The 25,273-nt window shown below is 72.2% G+C and carries 45 protein-coding genes; 41 read left to right on the top strand and 4 right to left on the bottom strand.

What is annotated here, in order from left to right:
• Nucleotides 1-71 precede the first annotated feature (71 nt).
• The 3 genes from tig to DNL40_RS02685 form a co-directional block, all read right to left on the bottom strand.
• Nucleotides 72-1,598, bottom strand: a complete 1,527-nt coding sequence (gene tig / locus DNL40_RS02695; RefSeq protein ID WP_111249662.1) for a trigger factor — start codon at nt 1,596-1,598, stop codon at nt 72-74.
• Between the two features lie 213 nt (nt 1,599-1,811).
• The gene (locus tag DNL40_RS02690; RefSeq protein ID WP_111249661.1) at nt 1,812-2,492 is read right to left on the bottom strand and encodes a DedA family protein; all 681 of its coding nucleotides are present in this window, start codon (nt 2,490-2,492) and stop codon (nt 1,812-1,814) included.
• 296 nt (nt 2,493-2,788) lie between these two features.
• Entirely contained in the window at nt 2,789-3,208 is a 420-nt protein-coding gene (locus tag DNL40_RS02685) for a MarR family winged helix-turn-helix transcriptional regulator (protein WP_111249660.1), read from the bottom strand.
• 129 nt (nt 3,209-3,337) lie between these two features.
• On the opposite strand from DNL40_RS02685, the gene DNL40_RS02680 reads away from it, so the two are divergent.
• Nucleotides 3,338-4,309, top strand: coding sequence for a zinc-binding dehydrogenase (locus tag DNL40_RS02680; protein WP_179950897.1), 972 nt, complete (start codon nt 3,338-3,340; stop codon nt 4,307-4,309).
• A 286-nt stretch (nt 4,310-4,595) separates the two neighbouring features.
• Nucleotides 4,596-5,924 carry a tyrosine-type recombinase/integrase gene (locus tag DNL40_RS02675; protein ID WP_179950896.1) on the top strand — a complete coding sequence of 443 codons (1,329 nt, stop codon included), beginning with the start codon at nt 4,596-4,598 and terminating at the stop codon, nt 5,922-5,924.
• A gap of 61 nt (nt 5,925-5,985) precedes the next feature.
• Here the strand turns inward: DNL40_RS02675 and DNL40_RS02670 are convergent, their stop codons facing one another.
• Nucleotides 5,986-6,390: a hypothetical protein gene (locus DNL40_RS02670; protein WP_111249657.1), complete on the bottom strand. Its 405-nt coding sequence runs from the start codon at nt 6,388-6,390 to the stop codon at nt 5,986-5,988.
• A 253-nt stretch (nt 6,391-6,643) separates the two neighbouring features.
• On the opposite strand from DNL40_RS02670, the gene DNL40_RS02665 reads away from it, so the two are divergent.
• The 39 genes from DNL40_RS02665 (at nt 6,644) to DNL40_RS02495 (ending at nt 25,270) form a co-directional block, all read left to right on the top strand.
• Nucleotides 6,644-6,844, top strand: coding sequence for a hypothetical protein (locus DNL40_RS02665; RefSeq protein WP_111249656.1), 201 nt, complete (start codon nt 6,644-6,646; stop codon nt 6,842-6,844).
• A gap of 90 nt (nt 6,845-6,934) precedes the next feature.
• A complete protein-coding gene (locus tag DNL40_RS02660) occupies nt 6,935-7,375 on the top strand; it encodes a hypothetical protein (protein ID WP_111249655.1) in 441 nt (146 codons plus the stop codon).
• Nucleotides 7,372-7,554, top strand: a complete 183-nt coding sequence (locus DNL40_RS02655; RefSeq protein WP_111249654.1) for a hypothetical protein — start codon at nt 7,372-7,374, stop codon at nt 7,552-7,554. Before DNL40_RS02660 ends, DNL40_RS02655 begins: the two co-directional genes overlap by 4 nt.
• The gene (locus DNL40_RS16320; protein ID WP_179950895.1) at nt 7,551-7,859 is read left to right on the top strand and encodes a hypothetical protein; all 309 of its coding nucleotides are present in this window, start codon (nt 7,551-7,553) and stop codon (nt 7,857-7,859) included. The genes DNL40_RS02655 and DNL40_RS16320 overlap by 4 nt, the downstream gene beginning before the upstream one ends.
• Nucleotides 7,856-8,767 carry a YqaJ viral recombinase family protein gene (locus tag DNL40_RS02650; RefSeq protein WP_179950894.1) on the top strand — a complete coding sequence of 304 codons (912 nt, stop codon included), beginning with the start codon at nt 7,856-7,858 and terminating at the stop codon, nt 8,765-8,767. The genes DNL40_RS16320 and DNL40_RS02650 overlap by 4 nt, the downstream gene beginning before the upstream one ends.
• Before the next feature lie 6 nt (nt 8,768-8,773).
• Complete coding sequence (gene bet / locus DNL40_RS02645; protein ID WP_111249652.1) at nt 8,774-9,751, top strand: phage recombination protein Bet; 978 nt, start codon at nt 8,774-8,776, stop codon at nt 9,749-9,751.
• The gene (locus DNL40_RS02640; RefSeq protein ID WP_111249651.1) at nt 9,748-10,083 is read left to right on the top strand and encodes a hypothetical protein; all 336 of its coding nucleotides are present in this window, start codon (nt 9,748-9,750) and stop codon (nt 10,081-10,083) included. The genes bet and DNL40_RS02640 overlap by 4 nt, the downstream gene beginning before the upstream one ends.
• A complete protein-coding gene (locus tag DNL40_RS02635) occupies nt 10,076-10,345 on the top strand; it encodes a hypothetical protein (RefSeq protein WP_111249650.1) in 270 nt (89 codons plus the stop codon). Before DNL40_RS02640 ends, DNL40_RS02635 begins: the two co-directional genes overlap by 8 nt.
• Nucleotides 10,342-10,575 (top strand): hypothetical protein, encoded by a 234-nt coding sequence (locus DNL40_RS02630; RefSeq protein WP_111249649.1) that lies wholly within the window; start codon nt 10,342-10,344, stop codon nt 10,573-10,575. The genes DNL40_RS02635 and DNL40_RS02630 overlap by 4 nt, the downstream gene beginning before the upstream one ends.
• Nucleotides 10,568-10,840, top strand: a complete 273-nt coding sequence (locus DNL40_RS02625; RefSeq protein WP_111249648.1) for a hypothetical protein — start codon at nt 10,568-10,570, stop codon at nt 10,838-10,840. The genes DNL40_RS02630 and DNL40_RS02625 overlap by 8 nt, the downstream gene beginning before the upstream one ends.
• Nucleotides 10,837-11,103, top strand: coding sequence for a hypothetical protein (locus DNL40_RS02620; RefSeq protein ID WP_111249647.1), 267 nt, complete (start codon nt 10,837-10,839; stop codon nt 11,101-11,103). Before DNL40_RS02625 ends, DNL40_RS02620 begins: the two co-directional genes overlap by 4 nt.
• Before the next feature lie 14 nt (nt 11,104-11,117).
• Nucleotides 11,118-11,588, top strand: coding sequence for a single-stranded DNA-binding protein (locus DNL40_RS02615; RefSeq protein WP_111249646.1), 471 nt, complete (start codon nt 11,118-11,120; stop codon nt 11,586-11,588).
• Between the two features lie 88 nt (nt 11,589-11,676).
• Nucleotides 11,677-11,868, top strand: a complete 192-nt coding sequence (locus DNL40_RS02610; RefSeq protein ID WP_111249645.1) for a hypothetical protein — start codon at nt 11,677-11,679, stop codon at nt 11,866-11,868.
• Nucleotides 11,865-12,182: a hypothetical protein gene (locus tag DNL40_RS02605; protein ID WP_111249644.1), complete on the top strand. Its 318-nt coding sequence runs from the start codon at nt 11,865-11,867 to the stop codon at nt 12,180-12,182. The genes DNL40_RS02610 and DNL40_RS02605 overlap by 4 nt, the downstream gene beginning before the upstream one ends.
• The gene (locus tag DNL40_RS02600; protein WP_111249643.1) at nt 12,175-12,498 is read left to right on the top strand and encodes a DUF4326 domain-containing protein; all 324 of its coding nucleotides are present in this window, start codon (nt 12,175-12,177) and stop codon (nt 12,496-12,498) included. The genes DNL40_RS02605 and DNL40_RS02600 overlap by 8 nt, the downstream gene beginning before the upstream one ends.
• Nucleotides 12,495-12,743 carry a hypothetical protein gene (locus DNL40_RS02595; RefSeq protein ID WP_111249642.1) on the top strand — a complete coding sequence of 83 codons (249 nt, stop codon included), beginning with the start codon at nt 12,495-12,497 and terminating at the stop codon, nt 12,741-12,743. The genes DNL40_RS02600 and DNL40_RS02595 overlap by 4 nt, the downstream gene beginning before the upstream one ends.
• Nucleotides 12,743-13,021: a hypothetical protein gene (locus DNL40_RS02590; RefSeq protein WP_146252003.1), complete on the top strand. Its 279-nt coding sequence runs from the start codon at nt 12,743-12,745 to the stop codon at nt 13,019-13,021. The genes DNL40_RS02595 and DNL40_RS02590 overlap by 1 nt, the downstream gene beginning before the upstream one ends.
• 23 nt (nt 13,022-13,044) lie before the next feature.
• Nucleotides 13,045-13,563 carry a hypothetical protein gene (locus tag DNL40_RS02585; protein WP_111249640.1) on the top strand — a complete coding sequence of 173 codons (519 nt, stop codon included), beginning with the start codon at nt 13,045-13,047 and terminating at the stop codon, nt 13,561-13,563.
• Nucleotides 13,560-14,474 (top strand): hypothetical protein, encoded by a 915-nt coding sequence (locus DNL40_RS16575; RefSeq protein ID WP_218925975.1) that lies wholly within the window; start codon nt 13,560-13,562, stop codon nt 14,472-14,474. Before DNL40_RS02585 ends, DNL40_RS16575 begins: the two co-directional genes overlap by 4 nt.
• A complete protein-coding gene (locus DNL40_RS02575; RefSeq protein WP_146252002.1) occupies nt 14,464-15,558 on the top strand; it encodes a hypothetical protein in 1,095 nt (364 codons plus the stop codon). The genes DNL40_RS16575 and DNL40_RS02575 overlap by 11 nt, the downstream gene beginning before the upstream one ends.
• 5 nt (nt 15,559-15,563) lie before the next feature.
• Entirely contained in the window at nt 15,564-16,802 is a 1,239-nt protein-coding gene (locus tag DNL40_RS02570; protein WP_245885639.1) for a replicative DNA helicase, read from the top strand.
• A 100-nt stretch (nt 16,803-16,902) separates the two neighbouring features.
• Nucleotides 16,903-17,070: a hypothetical protein gene (locus DNL40_RS16315; RefSeq protein ID WP_179950893.1), complete on the top strand. Its 168-nt coding sequence runs from the start codon at nt 16,903-16,905 to the stop codon at nt 17,068-17,070.
• 2 nt (nt 17,071-17,072) lie between these two features.
• Nucleotides 17,073-17,507, top strand: coding sequence for a hypothetical protein (locus tag DNL40_RS02565; RefSeq protein ID WP_111249637.1), 435 nt, complete (start codon nt 17,073-17,075; stop codon nt 17,505-17,507).
• Nucleotides 17,504-17,890 carry a hypothetical protein gene (locus DNL40_RS02560; RefSeq protein ID WP_111249636.1) on the top strand — a complete coding sequence of 129 codons (387 nt, stop codon included), beginning with the start codon at nt 17,504-17,506 and terminating at the stop codon, nt 17,888-17,890. Before DNL40_RS02565 ends, DNL40_RS02560 begins: the two co-directional genes overlap by 4 nt.
• Entirely contained in the window at nt 17,887-18,144 is a 258-nt protein-coding gene (locus tag DNL40_RS02555) for a hypothetical protein (RefSeq protein ID WP_111249635.1), read from the top strand. The genes DNL40_RS02560 and DNL40_RS02555 overlap by 4 nt, the downstream gene beginning before the upstream one ends.
• A complete protein-coding gene (locus DNL40_RS02550; RefSeq protein ID WP_111249634.1) occupies nt 18,141-18,563 on the top strand; it encodes a hypothetical protein in 423 nt (140 codons plus the stop codon). Before DNL40_RS02555 ends, DNL40_RS02550 begins: the two co-directional genes overlap by 4 nt.
• Nucleotides 18,560-18,982: a hypothetical protein gene (locus tag DNL40_RS02545; protein WP_111249633.1), complete on the top strand. Its 423-nt coding sequence runs from the start codon at nt 18,560-18,562 to the stop codon at nt 18,980-18,982. Before DNL40_RS02550 ends, DNL40_RS02545 begins: the two co-directional genes overlap by 4 nt.
• Nucleotides 18,982-19,131: a hypothetical protein gene (locus DNL40_RS16310; RefSeq protein ID WP_179950892.1), complete on the top strand. Its 150-nt coding sequence runs from the start codon at nt 18,982-18,984 to the stop codon at nt 19,129-19,131. Before DNL40_RS02545 ends, DNL40_RS16310 begins: the two co-directional genes overlap by 1 nt.
• Nucleotides 19,132-19,183: 52 nt before the next feature.
• Nucleotides 19,184-19,603 carry a hypothetical protein gene (locus tag DNL40_RS02540; protein WP_146252001.1) on the top strand — a complete coding sequence of 140 codons (420 nt, stop codon included), beginning with the start codon at nt 19,184-19,186 and terminating at the stop codon, nt 19,601-19,603.
• Nucleotides 19,600-20,145 (top strand): hypothetical protein, encoded by a 546-nt coding sequence (locus tag DNL40_RS02535; RefSeq protein ID WP_111249631.1) that lies wholly within the window; start codon nt 19,600-19,602, stop codon nt 20,143-20,145. Before DNL40_RS02540 ends, DNL40_RS02535 begins: the two co-directional genes overlap by 4 nt.
• On the top strand, nt 20,142-20,630 hold the full coding sequence (locus tag DNL40_RS02530) for a hypothetical protein (protein WP_111249630.1): 489 nt from the start codon (nt 20,142-20,144) through the stop codon (nt 20,628-20,630). Before DNL40_RS02535 ends, DNL40_RS02530 begins: the two co-directional genes overlap by 4 nt.
• Entirely contained in the window at nt 20,627-20,875 is a 249-nt protein-coding gene (locus tag DNL40_RS02525; protein ID WP_111249629.1) for a hypothetical protein, read from the top strand. The genes DNL40_RS02530 and DNL40_RS02525 overlap by 4 nt, the downstream gene beginning before the upstream one ends.
• The gene (locus tag DNL40_RS02520) at nt 20,872-21,057 is read left to right on the top strand and encodes a hypothetical protein (protein ID WP_111249628.1); all 186 of its coding nucleotides are present in this window, start codon (nt 20,872-20,874) and stop codon (nt 21,055-21,057) included. The genes DNL40_RS02525 and DNL40_RS02520 overlap by 4 nt, the downstream gene beginning before the upstream one ends.
• A gap of 64 nt (nt 21,058-21,121) precedes the next feature.
• Nucleotides 21,122-21,328: a hypothetical protein gene (locus DNL40_RS02515; RefSeq protein ID WP_111249627.1), complete on the top strand. Its 207-nt coding sequence runs from the start codon at nt 21,122-21,124 to the stop codon at nt 21,326-21,328.
• Nucleotides 21,325-22,974 carry a DNA cytosine methyltransferase gene (locus DNL40_RS02510; RefSeq protein WP_111249626.1) on the top strand — a complete coding sequence of 550 codons (1,650 nt, stop codon included), beginning with the start codon at nt 21,325-21,327 and terminating at the stop codon, nt 22,972-22,974. The genes DNL40_RS02515 and DNL40_RS02510 overlap by 4 nt, the downstream gene beginning before the upstream one ends.
• Nucleotides 22,971-23,303: a WhiB family transcriptional regulator gene (locus tag DNL40_RS02505; RefSeq protein WP_245885583.1), complete on the top strand. Its 333-nt coding sequence runs from the start codon at nt 22,971-22,973 to the stop codon at nt 23,301-23,303. The genes DNL40_RS02510 and DNL40_RS02505 overlap by 4 nt, the downstream gene beginning before the upstream one ends.
• A 589-nt stretch (nt 23,304-23,892) precedes the next feature.
• The gene (locus tag DNL40_RS16305; RefSeq protein ID WP_179950891.1) at nt 23,893-24,054 is read left to right on the top strand and encodes a hypothetical protein; all 162 of its coding nucleotides are present in this window, start codon (nt 23,893-23,895) and stop codon (nt 24,052-24,054) included.
• Between the two features lie 303 nt (nt 24,055-24,357).
• The gene (locus tag DNL40_RS02500) at nt 24,358-24,603 is read left to right on the top strand and encodes a hypothetical protein (protein WP_111249625.1); all 246 of its coding nucleotides are present in this window, start codon (nt 24,358-24,360) and stop codon (nt 24,601-24,603) included.
• Between the two features lie 79 nt (nt 24,604-24,682).
• The gene (locus tag DNL40_RS02495; RefSeq protein ID WP_111249624.1) at nt 24,683-25,270 is read left to right on the top strand and encodes a crossover junction endodeoxyribonuclease RuvC; all 588 of its coding nucleotides are present in this window, start codon (nt 24,683-24,685) and stop codon (nt 25,268-25,270) included.
• Nucleotides 25,271-25,273 lie beyond the last annotated feature (3 nt).

Below are 25,273 nucleotides of genomic sequence, written 5' to 3'. Positions count from 1 at the left end.
CAGTGTGCACGACGACGGCCGGCACCCTCCCTGTGGAGGGTGCCGGCCGTCGTCGCGCTTCGACCGGAGGCTCAGGCCTCGGTGGTCTCCTCGGCAGCCTTCTTCTTCGCCGGGGCCTTCTTCGCAGCAGGCTTCTTGGCCGGCTTCTCCTCGGCAGCGGCCTCGTCGGCGGCCTTCTTCTTCGCCGGAGCCTTCTTCGCAGCAGGCTTCTTGGCCGGCTTCTCCTCGGCGGCGGCCTCGGCGGCCGGCGCCTCGGCAGGAGCGTCCTCGGCCTCAGCGGCCTCGGCGGCGGCCGACTCGAGCGCCGAGCTCGCGGCGTCCTCCTCGTCCGAACCGATGAACTCGCTCAGGTCGACGACGTTGCCCTCGCCGTCCTTGACGTCGATCTTGCGCAGCGCCACGGCCAGCGCCTTCGAGCGCGCGACCTCGCCGACCATCGCGGGGATCTGACCGCCCTGGTCGAGCGTCTGGATGAACTGCTGCGGCTCCATGCCGTACTGGCGCGACGCCTGGACGAGGTACTCCACGAGCTCGCCCTGGCCGACCTTGACCTCGAGCTTCTCGGCGAGGGTGTCGAGCAGGATCTGGTTCTTGAGCGCCTTGGTGGCGTCCACCGTGACCTCGGCCCGGTGCTCGTCGTCCTCGAGGCGGCCCTCGGACTCCAGGTGGCGGTGCACCTCGGCCTCGACGGCACCGGACGGAACGGGGACCTCGACGGCCTCGAGCAGCTTCTCGAGGAGCACGTCGCGAGCCGTGACGGCCTGGTTCGACTTCTTGATGGAGGCGACCTGCTCGCGCAGGTCGGCCGTCAGCTCCTCGAGCGTGTCGAACTCGGAGGCGAGCTGGGCGAAGTCGTCGTCCGCCTCGGGCAGGTCACGCTGCTTGACGGTCGTGGCGGTGACGGTGACCTCCGCCTCCTCGCCCTCGTGCTCACCACCGGCGAGCTGGGTGCGGAAGGTGGTGGTCTCGCCGGCCGAGAGACCGGTCAGCGCCTCGTCCAGGCCCTCGAGCATGTTGCCCGAGCCGATCTGGTAGGAGATCCCGGAGACGGAGTCGACCTCCTCCTCGCCGATGACGGCCTTGAGGTCGATCACGACGTAGTCGCCCTCGGCTGCCGGGCGGTCCACGCCCACCAGGGTGCCGAAGCGCTCGCGCAGGGCGTCGAGGCGCTCGTTGACGTCCTCCTCGGTGACCTCGGTCGACTCGACGGCGATGTCGAACGTGCTCAGCTCGGGCAGCTCGATCTCCGGGCGGACCTCGACCTCGGCCACGAACTTCAGCTGGCCCTCGCCCGCCTTGGCGGGGATCTCGGTGACCTCGACCGACGGCTGGCCCAGCGGGCGCAGGTTCTGCTCGGAGGCGGCCTGGCCGTAGAAGCCCGAGAGGGCGTCGTTCACGGCGTGCTCGACGACGGCGCCCCAGCCCACGCGCTGGTTGATGATCTGCGGGGGGACCTTGCCCTTGCGGAAGCCGGGGATGTTCACCTGCTCCGCGATGTGCTTGTAGGCGTGGTCGATGCTCGGCTTGAGCTCGTCGTAGTCCACCTCGACGGTCAGCTTGACCTTGGTGGGCTCCAGGGTCTCGACGGCGCTCTTCACTTCGATGGTCTCCAACTGTGATCGGGTGCGTGCGCGCGCGTCTGCGTCAGCGTTTCCGCGGCACGGGGTGCAGGTTCCGTACGACGACAGCGTTCGACAGGCGTACGGGCAACCCGTTCATCCTACGGCAACGGCATGCCGCTCGCGGCAGGGTCCGCCGGGCCTCTCCCGGGCCGCCGCGCGCAGGTCGCGCGGCGGCCCGCGTCGTCGGGCTCAGGGCCCGCGAGGGGGCGGCGGCGCGGCCCCCACCAGCCCCGCGTCCGGGTCCTCCTCGACCTGCGGCCCGGGCACCGGGAGCACGTCGGCGGGCACCGGCCGGGCACGGCGCACGACGGCGTCCACGGCCGTCCCGAGCAGCAGCCCGACGGCGATGGCGAGCACCACGGCCAGCAGGGGCTGGTCGCCGAGCCACGAGCCCGCCCACAGCCCGATCGCCGTCGTGACCACGGCCCAGGCGAGCGCGGCCAGCGCGCTGAGCGCCGCGAAGCGCCGGTGGGCCAGGCCGCTCGCGCCGGCGGCGAGGCTGACGGCCACCCGGCCCACGGGCACGAACCGGGCGGTGAGCACCACGGAGCCGCCGCGCCGCTCGAGCGCGAGCGCCGCCCGGGCGACGGCGGCGGCGAGCCGCGGGTGACCGGCGGCAGGCCTGCGGCCGAGCCAGCGCCCGGTGAGGAAGGCGAGGTTGTCCCCGATCCAGGCGCCGGCACCCGCGACGGCGACGAGGAGAGCGAGCGGTGGGCCACCGCCCGCGGCGGAGACGGCCGCGAGAGCCACGAGCACGCCCTCGCTCGGCACGGGCGGCAGGACGCCGTCGACCACCGCGGTCAGGAAGAGGACGCCGAGGGCCCAGGGCCCGGCGGCGGCGTCGAGCACGAAGGCGTTGAGGGCGTCCACGCCCTCAACGCTCCCAGACGCCGGGGACAGGCGGATATCGGGTGCTTCCCTGGCCTGACCCTGGTCTTGCCCTGCCTGCCTCGCCTGTCCGGTCGGCCCCTCCCTGCCACGGGCCGGCCGCACAGGTCGGCAGGCGGCGGGAGACGACGGCGGCCGGCCCCTGGCGAGGAACCGTCGGCAGGCGTCGGGCTGACCGGATCTGAACCTGCGCCCCCTTGGCCCCCAGGGGCCGTGCATCTTCGGCTCGCCGAGGGCGACCCGGTGGCACCTCGTCGGTGGTACCTCGTCGGTGGCACCTAGTCGGTGGCGCTGGCGATGGTGAGTGTCGACATCAGGGCGGCGTGCTGCTCGTCGGTCAGGCGCCGGAGCGGTGAAGCCGCCGTGACTTCTGCGGCCATGTGATCCAGGACACGCGCCCCCGCCTCCGTGACCGTCACGATTCGCCGCCGTCGATCACTGACGTCGGCGGCCCGGGCGACGAGGCCGCGGCGCTCGAGCTCCCCGATCAAGACCGTGGCGTTCGAGGGATCGCACCGGAGACGATCTGCGAGCTCCCGCATGCTCGGGCTCGTCTCGGCACCGCCGAGCAGCCACAGGGCTTCGGCCAGATTCGCGGGCAGACCCTCGCCCGCGGCCGCGCGCATGGCCAGTTCGCGGTGTCGTGCTGCCACCTGGTCGACGAGCACTGCCAGCACGACCGTCTCTCCGCAATCCATGACCCCGACCTCCTACTTGAAAAATTCAAGTGAATTCGCTTTGCTTGAGGAATTCAAGGATAGGAGTCCAGGATGCCAGGGATCATCTCCGCCCAGGAGATCGCCGTGGCGCGGCGAGGTGGCCCCGACGTGCTCGCCGTGCGCACGGTCGAGCGGGCGGTTCCCGAGGGGGATCAGGTGCTGATCCGGGTGGCCACGGCGGGAGTCGCCTATGGTGACCTTCTCCTCCGGGAGGGCCTGGTCCCAGGGGCCGGCTCCTCCCCCGTCCCGGGGTATGACGTCGTCGGCGTCGTGGAGGAGGCGGGCCCGACCGCGCGCTTCTCTCCGGGCGACCGGGTAGCGGCATGGACGGGCGGCACCGGTGGATACACGACCCGCGCTCTCGTCAGCGACCGGTACGTGGTCATCGTCCCCGACTCGGTCACAGATGAGACGGCTTCGGCTCTCGTGCTGACCTACATCACAGCCTGGCAGATGCTCACTCGGGCATCGTCCGTGGGAGAAGGTGGGACCATTCTGGTCCACGGAGCGACAGGTGCGGTGGGGCAAGCGGTGGTGGAGCTCGCTCGGCTGCGCGGCCTGAGGGTGATCGGGACGGGTTCGTCGCGGCGCCTTGCGGCGCTCTCCGGTGACGACTTCGTCGGGGTGGACCGGGCCGGGGACTGGAGCGCGGAAGTCCGTCGCGCTGCGTCCGATGGGGTCGATGCCGCGTTCGACGGTGTCGGTGGCCGCGTGGGCCGGAGGTCTCTCTCCCTGCTCCGCACGGGCGGCACGCTGGTGGTCTACGGCGCGACGGGCGCTCTCCGCAACGGCCGACGCAGCATCGTGGGCCTCGCGGGCGCTGCTCTCGGGAGCGCATGGGCGACGTCCATGGGTCTCTTCGTGCGCGGTATCGGCATCCAGGGCTACGTCTCCACCCGATTCGTCGCGGACCACCCCGCATGGTTCGCCTCCGACCTCACGCTGCTGCTCGAGCTCGCCGCAGAGGAGCGCATCGCTCCCCGCATCGCCGCCACCCTTCCGATGGAACGTGCAGCGGAAGCCCACCGCATGCTCGCCCGCGGGGTCGAAGGGAAGGTGATCCTCCGCTCGGACTCATGACCGCGATGCTGGATGCGGAGGTGCTAGGCAATCAGGCACTGCGCCTCAGCCGGTCACGGTCCGCGTCGGCCCTCCGGCACGAACGACGAAGCCCCGACGAGAGCTCTCTCTCGTCGGGGCCTTTCGGTCGGGGTGACAGGATTTGAACCTGCGACCCTCTGCTCCCAAACCAAATGTTACTGTACGTAGGTCCGCGCGAGACGCGCGTTCATGCGGCCCTCGTACCCAAGTAGGGCACAATATGCACGGTGACATTGCTACAGGACATTGCTGCAGAAGGAGCACAGTGAGCAAGGAGCGTCGAGTCGCCTACGGGACCGGCTCGGTCTACCCGATCCACGACCACCCCGACTGCCCGCCCTCGGAGTGGGTCACCGACGAGACCGGCAAGCGCGCACGGGTGCGCCCACCGCACACCTGCAAGGGCCACTGGCGCGGTGCCCTCATGGCCGGCACCACCGCGAACGGCACACCCCGGCGCATCAGCGTCTACGGCTCCTCCGAGGCCGAGGTGAAGCGCAAGCTGCGCGTCAAGCGCCGCGAGGTCGAGACCCACGGCGCGCCGACGGCGGGCGTCCGCGCCTCCACCACCGTCAACGCCTGGTCGGAGACGTGGCTGCCGATCTACCAGACCAGGGTCACGCCGAACACGTACCGCACCGACGCGTCCATCGTGCGCAAGTGGATCTTGCCCACGATCGGCGGGCGGCGCTTGGCCGAGCTCACCCCGGCCGACGTGCGCACCCTGACGCGCCGGATCATCGACGCCGGGAAGTCGACGACGACCGCCGGGTACGCGCAGTCGGTCCTGATGCGGCTGTGCAAGGCCGCGGCGCTCGAGGGGCACCAGGTGCCGCAGCGGGTGTTCCTGGTGCCGCGTCCGGAGAAGGCGAAGCACGACCGCAAGGACATCCCCCTCGACCAGGCCAGGCGGATCCTCAAGGTCGCGTCACTGCGGGAGGACTACTCGCGCTGGCTGGCCGGGTTCTACGGCGGCCTGCGTCAGGGTGAGGCGCTGGGCATGGAGTGGGACCGCGTCGACTTCAAGGCCCACACGATGCTCGTGTCCTGGCAGATGCAGCGCCTGTCCTACAAGCACGGGTGCTGCAAGAAGGCGCAGCCGCCGACGTGCGGGAAGAGGAGCGCGGCGTCGTGCCCGGCGCGGGGGTTCGCCATGCCGGACGGGTACGAGGCACGGCAGGCGCACCTGACGTGGCACTGGGTGCGCCCGAAGTCTCGCGCGGGCGAGCGCGTGCTGCCCATGGCCCCGAAGCTGGAGGAGGCGCTGCTCGAGTGGCGGGACGCCGGGCCGTCGCCGCTGGGGCTGGTGTGGGCGCGGCCCGCCGACGGTCTGCCGTGGGACAAGCACGGCGACGGCGATGCCTGGCGGTCCATCCAGGAGCAGGCGGGCGCGCGCCACCCGGCCGGCCGCCTCTACACCGGGCACGAGATGCGGCACACGACGGCGAACCTCCTGCGCGCGGAGGGCACGCCGGAGGAGGTCATCACCGCGATGATGGGCCACGCGTCCCTGGCCTCGACGCAGGCGTACCTGCACGCCGACATGGACCGCGCGCGGGCGGCGCTGCTCAAGGCGACCGCCGCGCTCGACTGAGCGGCCCTGCCAGACACCAGAGCGCCCCACCTTCCCGAGCGGGAAGGTGGGGCGCTCTTCGTCATGCGCGGGGTCGCGTCGCGCGGATCGTGCGGGCCCGCTCCATGAAGGTCGCGTGAGCCGCGGTGATCGCCTCGGCGAGCTCCGACTCGGTCAGGTCTTGGTAGTCGGCGGCGGCGGCCGGCAGAGCGATGCGGCCTGACTCGGTGGCGGCCTCGGGGCTGTCCGGGACGGCGCCGCCCTCGGCGATGCGGTTGATGGAGCCGACGGGCCAGCCGAGCCAGCGTTCGATCTTGGCCAGTGGCTGGGTGCGGGGCCACTGATCGCCGTTCAGGAAGCGGAGCACGGTGACGTCGGCGACGCCGGCGAGCGCTGCGGCGCGGGTGCGGGAGACGCCCCTCTCGGTGATCGCGGCGTCTACGGCGTGGCGCGCGCGGGCGCGCCCCTCGGGGGTTGCTTCGGGCATGAGTGGGTCCTCGGGGTCATGTTCGCTCCAGTTGGGTCACATCGTGGCACTGCCAGGGTGATGGGGACACACCCCGGAGGGTAGCCGCAGGTTGCTGCGTGTCGCACGCATCCGCGCTGCACCTCACGGCGCGTCCGTGGGGTGAAGTCCAGACTCGTCAGCCACTCCTACTGGACATCACCGAACGTTCACTGCATCATTGTGTGCATTGGAGCACCGAGATTCGGTGGAAGTTGAGCCTGAGGAGGCCCCCATGGTCGTCCGATTCGAGAAGGCCGCCTGGTCTGTCCCGGAGTTCGCCCAGGCCGTCGGCATCTCCCAGCAGGGCGTCCGCGACCTCATCCGGGCCGGGCGGATCAAGGCCAAGCGCCTGAACCCCGACCTGGACCTGCGGTCGAAGTACCTGATCACCACGACGCCCGCGGAGTTCACGGACTCCCTCGTCGACGCCTGACAGCCCAGAACAGCAGCAGGCCAGCACCCCCGACATCACCACCACAGATCAACCAGGGGCCTGGCCTACCACTCACGAAGGAGGGTACCCATGAACGGGTACGACTGGAAGCGGGACGCGCTCGAGGACCGAGCCGCCCGGCTCGCCGCCGCCGAGGCCGTCCCGGCGTGCGAGGTCCCCGACTGCGAGTCCACGCAGGACGTGCACCACAGCATCGACCTGGGTCTGGACCTGTGCGGGCAGCACGCCGTCGAGTTCGACGCCTGGGCCGCCGCGCACCCGCGCGCGTTCTACCTGGACTGGCCGGTGCTGCGCACGGCGCACGGGCTGGCCGAGGCCGGTCACGTGCGGCTGCCGGTGCTCGGCGCCGCGCTGGTCCTGATCGTCGTGCTGACGGCGGCCGCCGCTGCGCTGGTCGTCGCGTTCGCGGCGCCGCCGCTGTCGGGCGGCACGCTCGCCGCGCTCACCATCCTCGTCGGTGCCGGCTGGTTCGCCGCCCGCTACGTCGTGGCCGGCGGTGGTGCGCGATGAGCACGACCTTCGCCGCGTGCCTGTGCACCGACGGGCGCCACACCGAGCTCGACCACCTGCCGTGGGACGACCGGGCGGCCGCGCTCGAGGATCTGCGGTCGTGCCGTGTCCGGCGCGCGCACCTGATCGAGCAGACGGTCCGCGTGGTGTCCGCCGAGCCGGTGGGGGTGGCCCGATGAGCGCCCGCATCGAGACCGCCGCCGCCCTGGACGCCTGGGTGAGCGAGCACCAGTTCGACCACTTCGACGCCTACGAGGAGGTAGTGGGGTCGTGCGTCCTGGTGTCCGACCTGCGCGCCGCCCTCGCTCCGCTGCTGGCCGAGGCGGAGGAGCGCGGCGCCCGGGAGGCGCTGGATTGGGCCGCCGAGCACCTGACGGACGGCATGACCTACGAGGACGTGGCCGCCCTGAACTCGTGGGCAGCCATCGTGGCCGCACAGGGCGTCATCCGCGCCCGCGCCGTGCAGATCGGAGGCGACCAGTGACCGCCGTCGACACCCGCCCCGTCGCGCCCGCGCCCGGCACGCCCGAGTGGCAGCGCCTGGTCACCGCGTCCAAGGTCGCCGCGATCCTCGGGCTCTCGCCCTGGGACTCGCCCCGCTCCGTGTGGCACGTCCTGCGCGGCGAAGTCCCCGCCGACGACGGCCGCAACGGCGACGTCAAGGCGCGCGGCCACTACCTCGAGGACGGCATCCTCCGCTGGTGGTGCGACCAGCACCCCGAGTTCGGGCACGTCAAGCGCCAGTTCTACCGCGAGCTCGGCACCTGGGCCGCCGCGACGCCCGACGGCGCCGCGTGGCGCACCCGGCCCGCCCGCTTCGCCCAGGTGCAGCCGCCCGAGGCCGTCGTCGACGCCAAGACCGCCCGCGACGACGACGAGTGGGGCGCCCCGGGCACCGACGAGGTCCCGGCCTACTACGCCGCCCAGATGCAGTGGCAGATGCACGTCACCGGCGCCCGCCGCGGCTACATCGCCCTGCTCACCACCCGCCTCGACTTCCGCGAGTACCGCCTCGACTACGACCCCGACACCGCGGCTGGGCTCGAGCAGATCGCGCACGACTTCTGGCTCTCCACCCAGGACCCGACCGCGGCGCCAGCGCTCGACGACCACGTCGCGACGTTCGACACCCTCAAGCGCCTCCACCCGCTGATCCAGCCCGACACCAGCGTCGAGATCTCCGAGACGGCCGCGCGCGAGTTCGTCGAGGCGCAGGCCGCGAAGAAGGCCGCCGAGGCCGCCGAGCGCGCCGCGAAGTCCCGCCTCCTGGAGGCCATGGGCTCAGCCCGCCTCGCCAAGTACGGCGACGTCGTCGTGGCGCGCCGCCAGGGCAACAAGACCGGCGTGTCCCTCGTGGGCGTCGCCAAGACCCTCACCGAACCGAAGGAGTGACCCCCCATGTCCACCGAGATCACCACCCGCGGGCCCGCCTCGGACCTGACCATCAAGGACGGGCAGGCGTTCTTCACCGAGAAGCAGGTCGCCGCCCTCCACCAGCTCGGCGTGTCCAACGCGAGCAACGCCGACCTGGCCGTGTTCTTCCACACCGCCACCCGCACCGGCCTGGACCCGTTCGCCCGGCAGATCTACATGATCGAGCGGCAGGGCAAGCAGACCATCCAGACCGGGATCGACGGGTTCCGGCTCGTGGCCCGCCGTGCGACTGACCGGGCCAAGGGCACGTTCGGGTACGAGGACACCCTGTGGTGCGGCGAGGACGGCCAGTGGAAGGACGTGTGGCTGTCGAACAAGGCGCCGGTCGCCGCGAAGGTCACGGTCCTGCGGGACGGCCAGCGCTACCCCGCGATCGCGCTCTACCAGGAGTACGTGGCGCTCAAGCGTGACGGGAAGCCGAACTCGATGTGGGCGTCCAAGCCGGCGCTCATGCTCGCGAAGTGCGCGGAGGCGCTGGCGCTGCGCCGCGCGTTCCCGCAGGACCTGTCGGACGTGTACTCGCCGGAGGAGATGTCGGCCGCCGTGCCCGTCGACGAGCCGGCTGAGCCGTCGCCGCGCTCGGGCTCGGCGAAGCTGGCGGCCGCGGTCGCTGGCCGCCGGGCCCCGCGTCCGGCCGGCCCGGCGGAGGAGGTCCACGACGCCGAGGTCGTCGAGGACGCGGTCGAGCGCGTCACGCCCGACCCGCAGGACCCCGCGGCCGGCGACGAGTTCGCCACCCCGGCGCCGAAGCCTGCAACGAACGCGCAGCGGTCCGCGCTGCTGGAGGCGCTGGCCGCCCGGCAGATCGCGGCGACCAAGCCGCAGGTGCTCGCGTTCCTGACCGCACAGCTCGGGCGTGAGGTGAGCGCGACCGACGAGCTGACCGCTGACGAGGTCGAGGGCCTGCTCATCGAGATCGGGCAGATGGAGGGCGCAGCGTGAGCGCCGAGCACATCGCCACCGCCCCTGACCGGGACCGCCCGGCGCCGACGACCGCCCAGGTGCGGAGCGCGTTCGTCGCGTGCCGCATGAACATCGACACCGTGCCGGTGACGCGCCGTGCCGCCGAGTCTGAGTTCGACGCGTGGCTCGCCCGCCACGACGCCGAGGTGGAGGCGCACGCCGCCCGAGAGGCGACGGAGCGCGCCGCTGTGACGGCCTGGACCGTGGGCATGGAGGACGGCCCCCGGATGGCTGAGGCGCGCGAGTACGGCTCGGCCATCGCCCGGGAGATCCGCGCCCGCGCTGAGAAGCCGGGAGGCCGCCGTGGCTGAGCGTGTGGAGCGGCTGACCAACGACGAGGTGCGTCGAGCGTTCATCTCCGCCCGTCGGTGGGTGGACGGTACGCGGTGGCGCGGCATGGAGGAGGAGGACGGCGCCCGGTTCGACCGCTGGCTCGCCCAGGTCGAAGCCGAGGCGGAGGCGCGCGGCGCCCGGGAGGCGATTGCCAAGGTGCTCGCCGAGCAGATCACCTCCGGCGGCATCCGCTCTGCGGTCGTGCCCGTGGCCGCCATCGAGGCGGTGGCCGACCGATGACCGCCGACGTGATGCAGCGGCTCGCGGAGATGCAGGCACAGGCCGAGCGAGTTCACCGCTTCGGTGGCATCGAGCAGGAGGTGGCAGACGACGTGCGCGGTCTCGTGGCGTTCGCCCGCGAGGTGCTGGCGCTGGCGGACGAGCGCGACCCGACGGTGTCCGGCTCGCTGCTCGTGCGGGAGGTCCGCAACATCGCCGCGACGACGCTGGGCGGTGAGGGCCGTGGCTGACGCGACCCCGCTCGACCGCGCGGCCAAGGAGGCGTACCTCTCCCGCTGCGGCTACCACGAGGGCGCCGCAGTCCTGTGGGGCGGCACCACCGACGCCGTGCGTGAGTCCTGGGTGGAGTTCGTGCGCCCGATCCTCACCGCCGCGCTCGACGTCGAGGAGATGGCCCTTCTGGTCTTGGCGACCAAGCCAATCGACCTGGACGAGTCTGACGCCCGCGAGCTGGCCGAGGCCCTGCGCGCGCACCTGCTGCGGGAGCGGCCATGAAGCCCTGGACCCTCACCTGGGCCCAGGCCGAGGCCCTCCGCCACGAGTACGCCGCCACCCACGGCGACACCCCCACCATCACCGCCACCCGGCGTGCCCTGCTCGAGCAGGCCGCCGCCGGCATGGACGGCAAGCACCGACCACCCCGGCAGCCGTCCGTCCGCCGTCAACGCGTCATCGAGCTGCGCGCCGCGCGCGACCGCATCGACGCCCGACTCATCGCTCTGGGCGCCCGCCCCGGGCCCTCCACCCGCACCGCCTGAAAGGGACCATCACCATGGCCGGAGAGACCACCATCACCGTCGTCGGCAACCTCGTCGCGGACCCGGAGCTGCGGTTCACGCCGTCCGGCGCCGCGGTCGCGAACTTCCGCATCGCGTCCACGCCCCGCACGTTCGACAAGCAGGCCAACGAGTGGAAGGACGGCGAGAGCCTGTTCCTCGCCTGCTCGGTCTGGCGGGAGGCCGCCGAGAACGTCGCCGAGTCCCTGACGAAGGGCATGCGCGTCATCGTCCAGGGCCGCCTCACCCAGCGGTCCTACGAGACCCGCGAGGGCGAGAAGCGCACCGTCGTCGAGCTGCAGGTGGACGAGGTCGGACCGTCGCTGCGCAACGCGACCGCCAAGGTCACCCGCGCCCAGCGCGCCGGCGGCAGCAGCGGCGGCCAGCGCGCGGCCGGCGGCCAGCAGAACGACCCGTGGGCCACCGGTGGTGGCGGCGGGTTCGCGACCGACGAGCCGCCGTTCTGATGGGCGGCTACCTGTTCCTCGCGCACGCGAGCACCGCGCACCCGCCTGCGGTCATCGTGTCGGTTCCGCCGGCCGAGGGTGGTGCCGCATGACCCGACCAGCCGCACCCGCGCACCAGGCCACGGCCGCCGTGCGCGAGCACGCCGCGCTCGGCGACGTCCGGCACCTGCTCCGCGCGCTCGAGCGGACCCTGCCCGGCACGCCCCGGCACCAGGAGCTGCTGACAGAGCTTGAGCAGGCCCGGTCACGGCTCTCTGCGGCGAGGGAGGCCCGCGCATGACCGCCCTCGACGTCGGCGCCATCGCCGACCGCTACACGCGCGCGCTCGACTCGAAGCCGGGCAAGGGCCCAGTCACGGAGAAGGGGGTCGCCGCCCTGCAGGACTCGGTGTGCGACGTGCCCGACTTGCTGGCCGCCCTGGCCGCCAATCACGACGTCGAGGCGCACGCCCGGCTCGCGATGATCCGTGAGTACGCCACCGGCCTGCTCGACGCCCGCATGGTCGACGCCAGCGTGACCGCCACCGACCTGCTCACCCTCCTGAACACGCCCGTCGAGGAACTGCGGGCCGAGGCAGGTGACGACGATGCCTGAGCGCATCCAGCTGCGCCGCACGAAGGGTTGGCGCAAGCCCGAGGGCGCGATCGTCGTCACCCGTGGCACGAAGTGGGGCAACCCCTTCGTCATCACCCACGTCGTCCCTACGGAGTGGTGGGTCATGGACGTGAAGTACGCAGACGCCACGTCCGCGCACGAGGCGTCCGTCGACCGATACCGCGAGTACCTCCCGACCGTCCCCGACCTGGACGTGACGGAACTCGCCGGCCACGACCTCGCCTGCTGGTGCCCGCTCGACCAGCCCTGCCACGCCGACGTGCTCCTCGAGCTCGCGAACGGCGGTGCCTCGTGACCGCCCTCGACGTCGACCTGACCCTCACCGTCGGCTGCGCTGCCGACGGCTGCACGCGACCAGCCGTCGTGGCCGGCCGGACGATCTGCCCCGGCCGCCACCCCTCCCAGCCCGTCTGCGGCATCCACCAGGCCCAGCTCATCGCCGGGTGGATCGACGTCGCCCTCTCCCCGGAAGGCGTCGTCGTCTGTGACGAGCACGAGTACCAGCTGCCGATGCCGCCGGTCGAGTGGCGGGTGATCTGATGCCCGCTGCCGTCGCCGACGTCGTGGCGCTCGACGTCGACCTGAACGCGCACGTCGGCTGCGCCTACCCCGACGACGCCTGCGCGCAGCCCGGGACCTGGGTCGAGACCCGGTCCTGTTGCCGGCGCAACCGCACCCTCTGCCTGGCCCACGCCGACGAGCTTGAGCGGCGCTGGGACGAGTGGGCCGAGACTGCCCGACTCGTCCGCACCGCCGTGGTCGTCTGCGCATGGTGCGACACCAAGCCCATGCCCAGACCCACCTGGCGCCCCCTCTGAACGACCAGACCAACCGGAGAGACATGACCACCACCACCGCACCCCAGCAGACCCCGACCGAGCAGATCCTGCGCGGCACGCCCGAGGAGCGCGCCGCGTACACCGAGCGCGTCGGGCCCGCCAAGGTCCGCGCCGACCTCGCCGCTCTGCAGGCCAAGCTCAAGGACCAGCGCACCATCAAGGGCGCCCTCGTCCAGGCCGGCGACCTCGACCCCAAGGACCACGCCCGCTGGCTCGCCGGGCAGACCGCCTACGAGATGCACGTCAAGACCTGGATCGCCGAGCTCAACGAGCAGTACCCGCCGGTGGCGCGCACCGAGGACGAGCAGCGCGCGTTCCGCAAGCGCGCGACCCGCCACCACTTGCAGACGATCGACACGCTCGCCATGGCCATCAACGCCTACCTCGAGGACGAGGACGCCTCGGAGGACCTGCTGGAGGATGCTCTGGACCAGGCGACCCTGTTCCTCGGGGACCGACCAGCCGTGACCGTCCGCGACGCCCTCGCCCAGGGCTTCATCCCCCACGAGCAGGGGCGGTGAGCGCCATGACCGCGGACCTGTTCACCGCCGCCGAGCCTGTCCCGGCCAAGCCGTCTGACCGGGCGGTCACCGAGGACCTGATGGCGCGGCTCAAGCGGCACTACATCAAGCCCGGTGCGCCCCTGCCCGGCGGCGTCTTCGTCCCCGAGGTCGGGCAGAACGGCTCGTGGGGTCGCGGCCGCCGCTGCGACGCGATCTACGTCGGCTTCACCGGCACCAGCGGGCGCCTGCTCGTCGGCCACGAGGTCAAGGCCTCCCGCGCCGACTGGCTCACCGAGCTGGCCCAGCCCGGCAAGGCCGACACCTGGGCCGACGAGTGCCACGAGTGGTGGCTCGTCACCGTCCCTGGCGTCGTGCACGACGGCGAGCTCCCGGACGGGTGGGGCCTCATGGTGCCCGGCCGGTCCAAGACCCGCATGCAGGTCGTCACGCCGGCTCGCCGCAAGCCCGCCGACCACCGGCCGTCGTGGGACGCCGTGCGCTCGGTCATCGCCCGACAGGACACCCTCCGACAGGACGCGATCCGAGAGGGCATCGCGGCCGGCACGGCGAAGGTCTACGAGGCCCAGGAGGCCCGCGTCCAGGATCTGGTGGAGCAGCGGCTGCGCGCCCGCGGCGACGTCGAGTCCATCAGCGCCGAGCTCGACCGCATCCGCCGTGCCCTCGGCGTGACGCGCGTCCTGCCGTCGGAGGAGCGCGCCTTTCGCGACAGCGAGTGCACCGAGGCCGACCTGGCCGACGTCGCCGCGCTCCTGCGTCACCACGGCACGCTCGCTGAGGCCGCCTGGGGCCTGGTCTCCCGGTACGGCGAGCACCCGTTCATGCAGCTCCGCCGCGCTGTCGACGCGGTCGATCGTGCGCGTCAGGCCGTCATCAACTCGATCCGGGAGGGCAGTGCCCATGGCTCGTGAGTACGCCCAGCTGCGCCCCGCCATGTGGGCGGACGACGACTACACGGACCTGTCGTTCGGTGCCCAGTGGCTGTACGAGTACCTCCTGACGTCGCCGTCCCTCACGTTCGCCGGCGTCGCCGACTGGCGCCCCGGACGCATCGCGCAGGCCGCGAAGGACGCCACCCCCGCGTTCGTCGAGGCCGCCGCCGGCGAGCTCCAGGCCGGGCAGTTCATCCTGATCGACCGGACCACCGAAGAGGTCTTGATCCGGTCGTTCGCCAAGCACGACGGGCTCCTCAAGCAGCCGAAGATGGCCGTCGCGTTCGCCAAGGCTGTCGAGGCCATGTCGTCCAAGACGCTGCGGCAGGTGCTCGTCGGGCAGCTCGTGCGGCTGCGGAAGTCGGCGCCGGACCTGCGGGCGTGGGACGTGCCGGCCGTGTCCGAGCTGCTGGACCGGAGGGCGCTGTCGTTCGACGAGGGGGCCGCGGTCCTGGCCGAGTCGAACCCTACGGTTTACCCATCGGTTTACCCTTCCGGTTCCCCTTCGGGTTCCGCGATGCCGGAGGGTACGGGTTCCACATCGGGTTACCCACCGGTATCACCAGCACCTACACCAGCACCTCAGCACCAGGCACCCCAGAGGTCTACGACCTCTGGTCAGGGCGCGGCTGACGCCGCGACGACGACGGCGCGCAAGCCTGCGGCGAAGAGGGGCACCCGGATCCCGGACCCGTTCCCGGTCACGACCGAGATGGTCGCCTGGGCGCGTGCCGAGTGCCCGGGCCTGGACCACAAGCGAGTCACGGACGCGTTCGTGGACTACTGGCGGGCCAAGCCCGGGCACCAGGGGATCAAGCTCGACTGGGTGGCGACGTGGCGCAACTGGCTGCGGCGCGAGGCCGAGTCGCAGGGCTTCCGGCCGGGGCCGGCCAGCGTGTCCGCGGCGGCGGCCGGGGCTAGGCCGGTGTCGGAGGTCGACCCCTACGGGTTCGGTCCGGGCATCCGGTGTGCTCACGGCACGACGTTCCACGACCCTGAGTGCGAGAGGTGCGAGGCCGAGAAGGCTGCTCGCCGGGCCGCCCGGAAGGCCGGTGGGGCGTGACGACCATGACGGCGGACCACGCCCTGGTCGGGCTGGCGCTGCTGCACCACGACGTCGTCGACGACGTCGCCGTTCAGGCGGACGACTTCACCGACCCCCGGTGCAGCGCCGTGTGGGCCACGATGCGGAACCTGCGCGCCGCGGGACAGCCGACGGACCCGCTGACGGTCTTGGCGGCCCTGCCTGGCGATGTCCGCGGCGTGGACGGGCCGTGGCTGGCCGACCTCGTGGGCGCGGCTCCCGTGCGGGCACTGGCCGACCACCACGCCCGCCTGGTCATGGAGTCCGCGACACGCCGGCGTCTCGCTGAGACGGCAGCGCGCATCCGGCAAGGCGTCGACGAGAACGTCCCGGCGGCGGACCTGGTCGAGATGGCTCGCGGGTGGATCGACAGCACCTCCCGCGACATCACGACGTCCACCGGGTACCTCGGCGAGCACCTGTCCGAGTTCGTCGACCAGCTCGACAGCAAGCCGGACGCGGTGCCCACCCCGTGGGCTGACCTGAACCACCTCATCGGCGGGTGGCGGCCCGGGTGCATGTACGTCATCGGAGCGCGACCCGGCGCCGGCAAGACGCTCATGGCCGTGCAGGCCGCCCTGGGCCTGGCCGAGCACGGGCACGTCGCGGTCAACAACCTCGAGATGTCGAAGTTCGAGGTCGACGCGCGGATCATCGCCCAGACGGCCCGCGTGAACCTCGGGGCGCTGATCGACCACCGGCTCACCGAGGACGACTGGGCGAAGGTCGCCAGGGTCCTGCCAGCCGTGCAGGCGCTCCCGCTGTCGATCATCGACGACCCGCGCGTCACCACCACCGACGTGCGGTCCCACGCGCGCACGGTCGCCCGGCGGGGCAAGCTCGCCGCGGTCGTCGTGGACTACATCCAGCTCATGCGCGACCCCTCCGGCGGAAGGCGCATGCGGTCGGAGGTCGTGGCGGAGTTCTCCCGCGACCTCAAGATCCTCGCCAAGGAGCTCCACGTCCCGGTCCTGGTGCTGGCGCAGCTCAACCGCGGCCCCATGGGCCGTGCCGGGGCCAAGCCGATGATGTCGGACCTCAAGGAGTCCGGCGCGCTGGAGCAGGACGCGGACGTGGTGATCCTCCTGTCGGAGAACCCGGACCACCCGGAAGAGACGCTGACGATCGTGGACAAGAACCGCTGGGGGGCCAAGGGCGAGTTCCAGCTGATCAAGCGCGGCCACTACGCGCGTCTGGACAACTACCAGCACGACCTCCGCTGAACCGTCACCCGCTCATGCTCCATGTTCGGCGTTGCAACATTCGGTGATACTCGGTAATGTCACTGGTGTTCCACCACCACCACAGAACCTGGAGCACCGAATGTCCACCGACGGACCCACCTCCTTCCAGACCGCGATCCTGGCCGGCCTGTCCAACAAGTCGTCCCGCGAGATCTACCAGGGCACCGTGCCCGCCCACGCCAAGGCCCGCCGCCGGGCCGCCAACAAGGCGGCCCGCCGAGCCCGTGCCGTGAACCGGGGGCGCTGACCATGGGCCGCACCATCACCGTCGAGCACGGCGGCAAGACCTACGGCGGCCAGGTCGGCACCATCGAGTCGACCACGTTCGGCACCACGGACCACGGCATCGTCACCGCGATGCTCCACGTCAAGTTCGACGGCGGGGGCATCGGTGTCGGCGGCATGGTCCTCGACACGCCCCGCAAGGACGAGGTCGGCAAGAGCCTCGGCCGCGAGGGCTCCGCCTACGGGCTCGACCTCCTGATGTGGATCATGCGCACCGTCGGCGTCGACCGGTGGGAGAAGCTGCCCGGCAAGCAGGTCATCGTCCTGTTCGACGGCGGCAGGTCCTCCTACCTCGGCAGCACGTCGGTGGGCATCGCGCACATCACCGACGAGCGCGAGGTCCTCATCCTCGACGACCACGCCAAGACCTGGCGCGAGCGTGAGGAGGCGGCCCGATGACCGCCCCATCCGGCTACGTCGCCCGGCACCTCGGCGCTCCTGCCCCGAGCACGGACGACAGCCCCACGGCGTACCCGCACGCCAAGGTGCGCGAGCAGGTCGCCGAGGTCGTCGCCAGCCACCGCGGGCGCATCCTCGCCAAGGGTCGCGGTCTGGCCACGGGCACGTTCTACTCCCCGCAGCCCGTCGAGAACCGGCGCCCCGTCGAGCGCCCGCGGCACGAGGCGCCCGTCGCCGTCCGCCTGGCGCAGGTGCTTCGCCGCGACCTGGCCGACGTGCTGACCCTGCCGTCCGCCAGCGCGCCCGACGTGCTGCGCGAGCTCGCCCTCGCCAGGGTGTCCGGCCTGCTGGCGGACGCGGCCCCCCGAGGGAGCGCAGCATGACCGCCCCGCTCGACCGCGCCACCGCGGCACTGCTCGACCCGGCCCACATCACCGACGAGGACGCCGCCCGCGCTGTCCTGTCCGCCGCGCTCGACGACATCGACGAGATCGCGCGGGTGCTCCTCATGGTGACCCAAGGCGAGGGCGTCTCGCCTGAGTACGCGTGGTCGGTCCAGGACCCCGAGGTGCAGGAGGAACTCCTCGCCCAGGCCGAGGCCGTGCGCGCGTACCTGCTGGGCGGTGAGGGCCGATGAAGCACCTGCCCGAGACCCAGTACGACGGCGCCCGCGCCCGCTGGGCACACCGCCACGACGCCCTGGCCGAGGCCGAGCGCACCGGCGGCATCGTCCAGATCACCGGCCCGCGCTCCGCCGGCATCGCCGGTGAGGTCGACGCCCTGTCCCCGGCTGCCATCCCGACCACCGGCCGCCACGAGACGCTCTTCACCCGCCCGGACGCGGCGACAGTGCTCGGCCCGCAGGCCGTGCCGGGCAACTCGCTCGTGCAACTCGACGCCCACGAGGACGCCGTGCGCGCCGTGCTCGACGCCACGGCCGCGCTGGCGCGGGACCTGCGCGAGATGGACCGCACTGGCGCCGTCACCCTGGACACCTGGCCGGCGGCCCGCAGCCTCATCGCCGCCCACGACCGCCTGGCGGAGGTGCAGTCATGACCGCCCTCACGCTCGGCGCCCGGGTCCGCATCCACGCCGGGCAGTACGTGCCCCGCTCCGTGATCGGAGCGCACGGCACCGTCGCCGAGGAGCTCGCCACCAACTGGCGCGGCCAGCACTTCACCTACTACCAGGTCGACGTCGACGGTCAGGGGCGGTGGGCCTTCGAGGCCCACGAGCTCCAGGCGCTGGACCCGGCCGGCGAGGTGGTGCCCGCTCCCGCCCCGCCGGCTGGCACCACCGAACTCCCGCCCGGCCTCCAGCACACCCTCGACAAGGCCGCCGAGCGGTCCCGCGTCGCCGAGGAGACCGCCGAGGCCGCCGTCGCGTTCATGCACGCCTTCACCAGCCGTGGCTTCGACTACGTCCTGATCGCCGACCTGAACGCTGCGGCGCAGCGGTGGGAGGCGGTGCGCTGATGAGCCGCTATCCCGACCCGGAGGGCCGCGAGGCGTTCCTCGCCGCGCTCGAGTACGGCGTGAGCCCGCTTGTGCCGCGCGACCGGCCGCCGGTGCGTCCGGCCGCCACCCAGACCAGCACGACCCAGAGCACCGGAGGTGCCGCATGACCCGCCACGCCCACATCACCCACATCGACCCGCCGCAGGGGGGTGCGTCGAAGTGAGCGAGGTCCGTTACCTGCGCCGTGGAGACACGGTGGTGACCATCCCGGTCAAGTACGCCGACGAGGCCGAGAAGTACATCACCGAGGGGGGCTACACCGAGGTCCAGGTCGTCCCGCTCGACGCCATCGTGATCCGGTGCGAGGACCTGCCGGAGGTGAAGCCGCTGCGAGGCGGGGGCCACACGGCAGGCACGGCGACCCGCTCGTTCGGCAGCGCCGAGGACTACATGCAGTACGCGCTCTCCGCCCTCGCCATCGCCGTGCACCTCCGCGAGCACCCGCCCGTGGACGAGGCCCAGGTGCAGGCGCTGAGCGGCGTCCTGGAGGAGGTCGCGACGCTCCTCAAGGCCGAGTACCGGCCCGAGGTCGCCCGCCGTCTCGCCGAGCGCGGCGTCCGCGTGGAGGTGTCGAAGTGATCCCCCAGTACGCGAAGAGCACGGACCGGGACGTCATCGCGGCCGTCCAGCGCAACGAGCAGGGCCGCATCGACTTCCGCGTCCAGGCGCGCGCGTTCGCGCAGAAGTACAGCGCCGCCGAGAAGCCGGCCACCTGGATCCACTCCTGGGCTGGCAGCTACAGCCTCACCGGCATCGCCGGGCCGGCCAAGGACGGGCACGGCCGGTGGACCAAGCCAGATCACCAGGGAGCGACCAAGCCGTTCAAGAACAACCCGCTCCACACCGAGTTCACGGCAGTCCGCTTCCGGGCCGAGAAGGTCCCCGGCATCGACGAGGGCGGCTACGTCACGGGCTACCGCGACTTCTCCACGATCATGCACACCCCGATCCTGTTCGTGCAGGACGGCGTCGCCTACATGGGTCTCGGCGGCATCCCGCTCTCCGACCAGTCCGGCGGCTGGGGCAAGGGCGAGTTCGACGCCGACCTCTGGGCGGAGATCCTCGCGTCCGAGTGGCACGCGGCCAAGGAGGCCCACACGGGCGAGGCGGTGAAGCCATGACCGCCGTCGAGCAGACGGACCCGCAGGCGCTCGACCTCGACGCCATCGAGGCCCGCGCGACGGCGGTCGACGCCGCCCTCGCCGAGGTCGACCGCCGGGACTCCGCGGACGAGAACTACGCCGTCAGCATGGTCCCGAGCCTCGTGAGCAACGCCGTGGACGAGTCACAGGCTGACGTCCCTGACCTTGTCGCCGAGCTCCGCCGTGCACGCACCGCTCTGGACGCCCTCGGCACCGAGCGCAACGCGTGGGCACGGCAGATGGCCGACCTGCGCGACGACCTCGACGCCGCACGCCAGGAAGCCGCCGAGGAGCGGGCCCGCCGCGCGGCAGCCGAGACCGAGCGCGACGTGCTCACCGCCAACGTGCACGAGATCGCCGCCGAGGCCAGCGCTGACATCCCGCAGGACGTCGGCAACGCCACCGCGCACCTCATCGCCCAGCGCCTGCGCGAGGCGCTCGCCAGGGCGGAGACCGGCCAGTGATCGGGAACCCCCACATCGTCGCTGCCGAGCGCACGCTCGACGGCCTCGGCTCCGCCCAGTCCGCCACGCTCATCGCGGCCAAGGCCCAGGTCTCCGCCACCCTCGCCATCGCCCACGAACTCCGCACCCGCAACCTGCTGGAGCTCATGCAGTGGGAGGCGTCGGTCGGTGCCGTGCCGAACACCGTGCACGACGTGGTTCGGGCGCGCCTGGCCGAGCCAGCTCAGGGCGGTGAGGGCGCATGAGCCACGACACCCACGTCTCCGTGAAGACCGGCCTCGCCCGCGAAGGCGGCTGGCTCTACACCGCCCGCGCCCACTGCAGCACCTGCGGCTGGGCGGGCCCTCACCACCAGCACCGCAAGCGCACCCTCGCGGCGCAGTCGGCGCACACCGACCTCCGCAACCACGAGGAGGCCCGACCGTGACCGCCCCGTACTACGCGGACGAGCACGTGACGCTCCACCACGGCGACTGCCTCGAGGCGACCGCATGACGACCGTCCGGGCCGCCACCTACCTCGGCGCCCCCCAGTACCTCGTCGACACCGAACACACCTGCCACGGCCGCGGCTGCACCCGCCAGCTCGTCCTCGACCGACGCGTCCGCCTCAACGACGGCACCTACCGCCTCGAGGGGCTGCGCCACGACGGCACGGCCATCCACGTCTACATCGACCGCACGGAGACCCCAGCATGACCGCGAACCTCACGATGACCGACCTGTTCTGCGGCGCCGGCGGCAGCTCCACCGGAGCCGTCTCGGTGCCCGGTGTGCAGGTGCGCCTGGCCGCGAACCACTGGGACAAGGCCATCGAGACCCACAACACGAACCACCCCGACGTCGACCACCTGCAGGCCGACATCTCGCAGACGGACCCCCGCTACGTGCCGCACACCGACATGCTGTGGGCGTCCCCCGAGTGCACGAACCACTCCCGAGCCAAGGGCCGCAAGGCCGCGCCGATCCAGCCGGACCTGTTCGGCGACGTGCTGCCCGACGCAGCGGCCGAGCGCTCGCGCGCGACCATGTGGGACGTCGTGCGGTTCACCGAGGCACACGACTACCGCGCCGTGCTCGTGGAGAACGTCGTCGAGGTCGTCGACTGGTCGAGCCCGACCGGGACCCGCGGCGGCCTGTTCCAGGCGTGGCTCGGCGCCATGCACTCCATGGGCTACCGGCACCGCATCATCAGCCTGAACTCCATGCACGCCTCCGCGATGGGCCTGCCGGCCCCGCAGTCGCGCGACCGGGTGTACATCGCGTTCACGAAGGAGGGCGAGCGCGCCCCGGACTTCGAGCGCATGCAGCGGCCGAAGGCGTGGTGCCCGCGCTGCGAGACCACCGTCGAGGCCATGCAGTGGTGGAAGAGGGGCGACGGGCAGACCCGGCCCGGCCGGTACCGCTCCCAGTACCTCTACCGGTGCCCGTCGAGCTCGTGCCGCAACGAGGTTGTCGAGCCGTACTGGATGCCCGCGAGCTCGATCATCGACTGGTCCAACCCCGGCCAGCGCATCGGCGACCGGGACAAGCCGTTGGCGGAGAAGACCATGCGCCGCATCCAGGTCGGCATCGAGCGCTACTGGGCGCCCCTGCTGGTCGAGAACGGCGGCAACCCCTACGACGCCGCCGACCCGCGGCACCCGCGCCACGGCGACCCGAACTCCTACTACCGGGCGTGGCCGCTGTCCGAGCCGACGCAGACCATGCACACCCGCGAGTCCAAGGGCATCGCCCTGCCCCCGCTGGCGGTGCCTGTCGAGGGCCGCGAGGGCAAGGAGGCGCGCATCGCCGCCGAGGCCATGCGCACGATGACGACCCGCACCGAGACGGGCTTCGCGTTCCCGCCGTTCCTCGCCGAGCTCCGTGGTGGCGGGTCCGTGGCCCGGCCGGCGTCCGAGGCGCTGGCGACTGTCACCGCCTCGGGGAACCACCACGGGCTCGTCGTCCCGTCCGGCGGCACGTGGAACGAGGACGCCCGTCCGACCGTGGGCCCCATGCCGACCATGCTCACCCGGGAGGCCTACGCGCTGATCCACCGGAACAACGGCGGCGGCGCCGAGATGACCACGCCCGCGTCCGAGCCCGTGCGCACCGTCACCACCGCCGGCCACCAGTCGGTGCTGCAGGCGGAGCGGCCCACCATCGAAGTCGAGGACGTCCGGTTCCGCATGCTCGAGCCCGACGAGATCAAGCGCGCCATGGCCTTCCCCGGCGACTACGTCATGGTCGGCAACCGGCGCGAGCAGGTGAAGCTGAGCGGCAACGCCGTGACGCCCCCGGCCGCGCGCGACCTCATCGCGTGCGTGGTCGAGGCCATCACTGGCGAGGCGGTGGCCGCGTGAGCCAGCCGGGCACGCTGCCGCGGATGGACGTGTGGCCGGAGGGCTTCACGCCCCGCCGGTGGCTGACGTTCGACGAGCAGGCGCAGGCGTTGTGCTCCCAGACCGACCCTGACGCGTTCTTCCCCGAGCAGGGCGGGTCCTCGCGGGCGGCCAAGCAGGTCTGCGCTCAGTGCCCGGTGCGGGAGGCGTGCCTGACCGTCGGCCTGACCCGCGGTGAGCGCGACGGCGTGTACGGCGGCACCACGCGGCGCGAGCGAGAGCGGATGTGGAAGAACCCGCCGGCAGGCGCGCGGCGCCCCGCCGACGGCGAGGAGCTCGTGGCGGCGTGACCCGGCAGCGGGTGAAGAGCGGCCGGACGGCGCCCCCGAGGTGTCCCCGAATGCTCTTCACCCGCTGTTTCACCCGCTGCGACTCGCAGATTCAGGGGGGTACCGGCACAGTGCCGGGCGCGGGCCGCAGCAGGGCGGACCGCGGACAGGACAGGAGACGCGTCATGAGGCGCGAACGGCCGCCGAACACCGTGCCCGACCCGTCAGGCACCAGCAGGTGCAGGGGCGGCACCTGCCGACCCCGCCGGGGCGGCAACTGCTGCACTTCTCGGCCCTCAGTGGGTGAAAACGTTCCGGTCACGGCCGGGACCTGCGGGAAGACCCCCGGGCGGGTGACCAGGACAGACGCTGCACCGGGCTCTACAGTGTCGCGTGTCACCTGCTCGTTCGAACATGTGTTCGACACGCCATGACGAAGGGACACGCCAACAGCACCCCCGACCCGACATACGATCCCTCCACCAGAAGGACAGAAAACGGCCCGCACCCCACAGACTCCGGCCAAGAAGACGAGGGGTACGGGCCGCTGAAAACCACTCCCGAAGGAAGGCAACTGCCAGTGTCACACAATGATGTCAGCAGTCGCTCTGTGACGTCCGTGTTCCAGCCGCTGACTGTAGCGGACTACCAGCGGCGCATCGCCGTGGCCATGCTCGCCCTGACCGCGAACGACAACCCAGAGCTGGCCCGCATCCGGGCCATCGAGGCGCTCATGGGCACGACGTGCGACGACCGGATGTCGCTCTCGTAGAGCCGAAACCAGCCCCAGGGCACGACAGAGGCCCGAGACTCCGTTGAGCTTCATTGCTGCGGGTCTCGGGCCTCGGTTCGTTCCGGGCGCGGCGAACGCTTCGGCCTGCCCCAAGGGGTGCGCGCGCAGGCCTGGTGGTGCCATTCGATTGAGTTGCGTCTGTCGCGTCCACGACATGGTGGTGGACGCGGCCTGATCAGCCGGTGCATGCCCTGAACGTAACGCAACAAATCGGAACGTGTCACCTCGACAGCGGGTGAAATGGGGTACCAACATTCGGGAACATGCAGTAATGTGGGGCACATGGCCGCACGAACCGCACTCGACGACCTGCACCAGGCAGCCTCCACCGTCGACAGCGACACCACCAAGCTGCGGCACTCGCGCGCCGTGCGCGACCACCACGTCATCCGCGCCCACGCCGAGGGCTACTCCCGAGAGGCCATCGCGCAGGCCGCGCACCTGTCCGGCCCGGGCGTCCAGAGGATCCTCGCACGCGCCGGCGTCACCAACCCGCGCCTGAGCCGCCGACCCCGGCAGGCCGCATGAGCACCGCGACCTGGGCCGGCGCCCTGATGCTCGCCGTGCTCGCGCTCTACGCCGCCTGGGACCAGAAGCGCAGGCGGCCATGAAGGTCGTCGGCCTCGACCTGTCCCTGACCTCCACCGGCGTCGCCGTCGTCTGGGCAGCCCCCCGCGCGGGCCACCTCGCCCAGGTTGACCGCATCCGCACCAGCCCCGCCGGCGACACCTACCCGGCCCGCTGGTCACGCCTGCGCGACATCGTCGACGAGGCCATGGCGTGGGTGTCCGACGACACCGACCTCGTCGTCCTCGAGGGCCTGGCCTACGCCTCCAAGAGCCCGCACGCCACCGAGCGCGCTGGCCTGTGGTGGATGCTCGCCCACCGCCTCCTCGTCAACGACCACCGGCTCGCCGTCGTCACGCCCTCCGCCCGCGCCAAGTACGCCACGGGCTCTGGCGCGGCCGGCAAGGACACCGTGCTCGCCGCGGTCGTGCGCCGCTACGTCGACGTCGACGTCACCGGCAACGACGAGGCCGACGCGCTCGTGCTGGCCGCCATGGGCGCCCGCGCCCTCGGCCGCCCGATCGACGAGCTCCCCAAGAACCACCTCGACGCCATGGCCAAGGTCGCCTGGCCCGAGGGTCTCGCCCAGCCGTGCCCGGCCGGGATCACCACCGAGAGCAAGGACTGACTC

This window comes from Xylanimonas oleitrophica (assembly GCF_003244315.1).
Classification (GTDB): domain Bacteria; phylum Actinomycetota; class Actinomycetes; order Actinomycetales; family Cellulomonadaceae; genus Xylanimonas_A; species Xylanimonas_A oleitrophica.
This window is presented reverse-complemented; position numbering and strand designations above follow the sequence as displayed.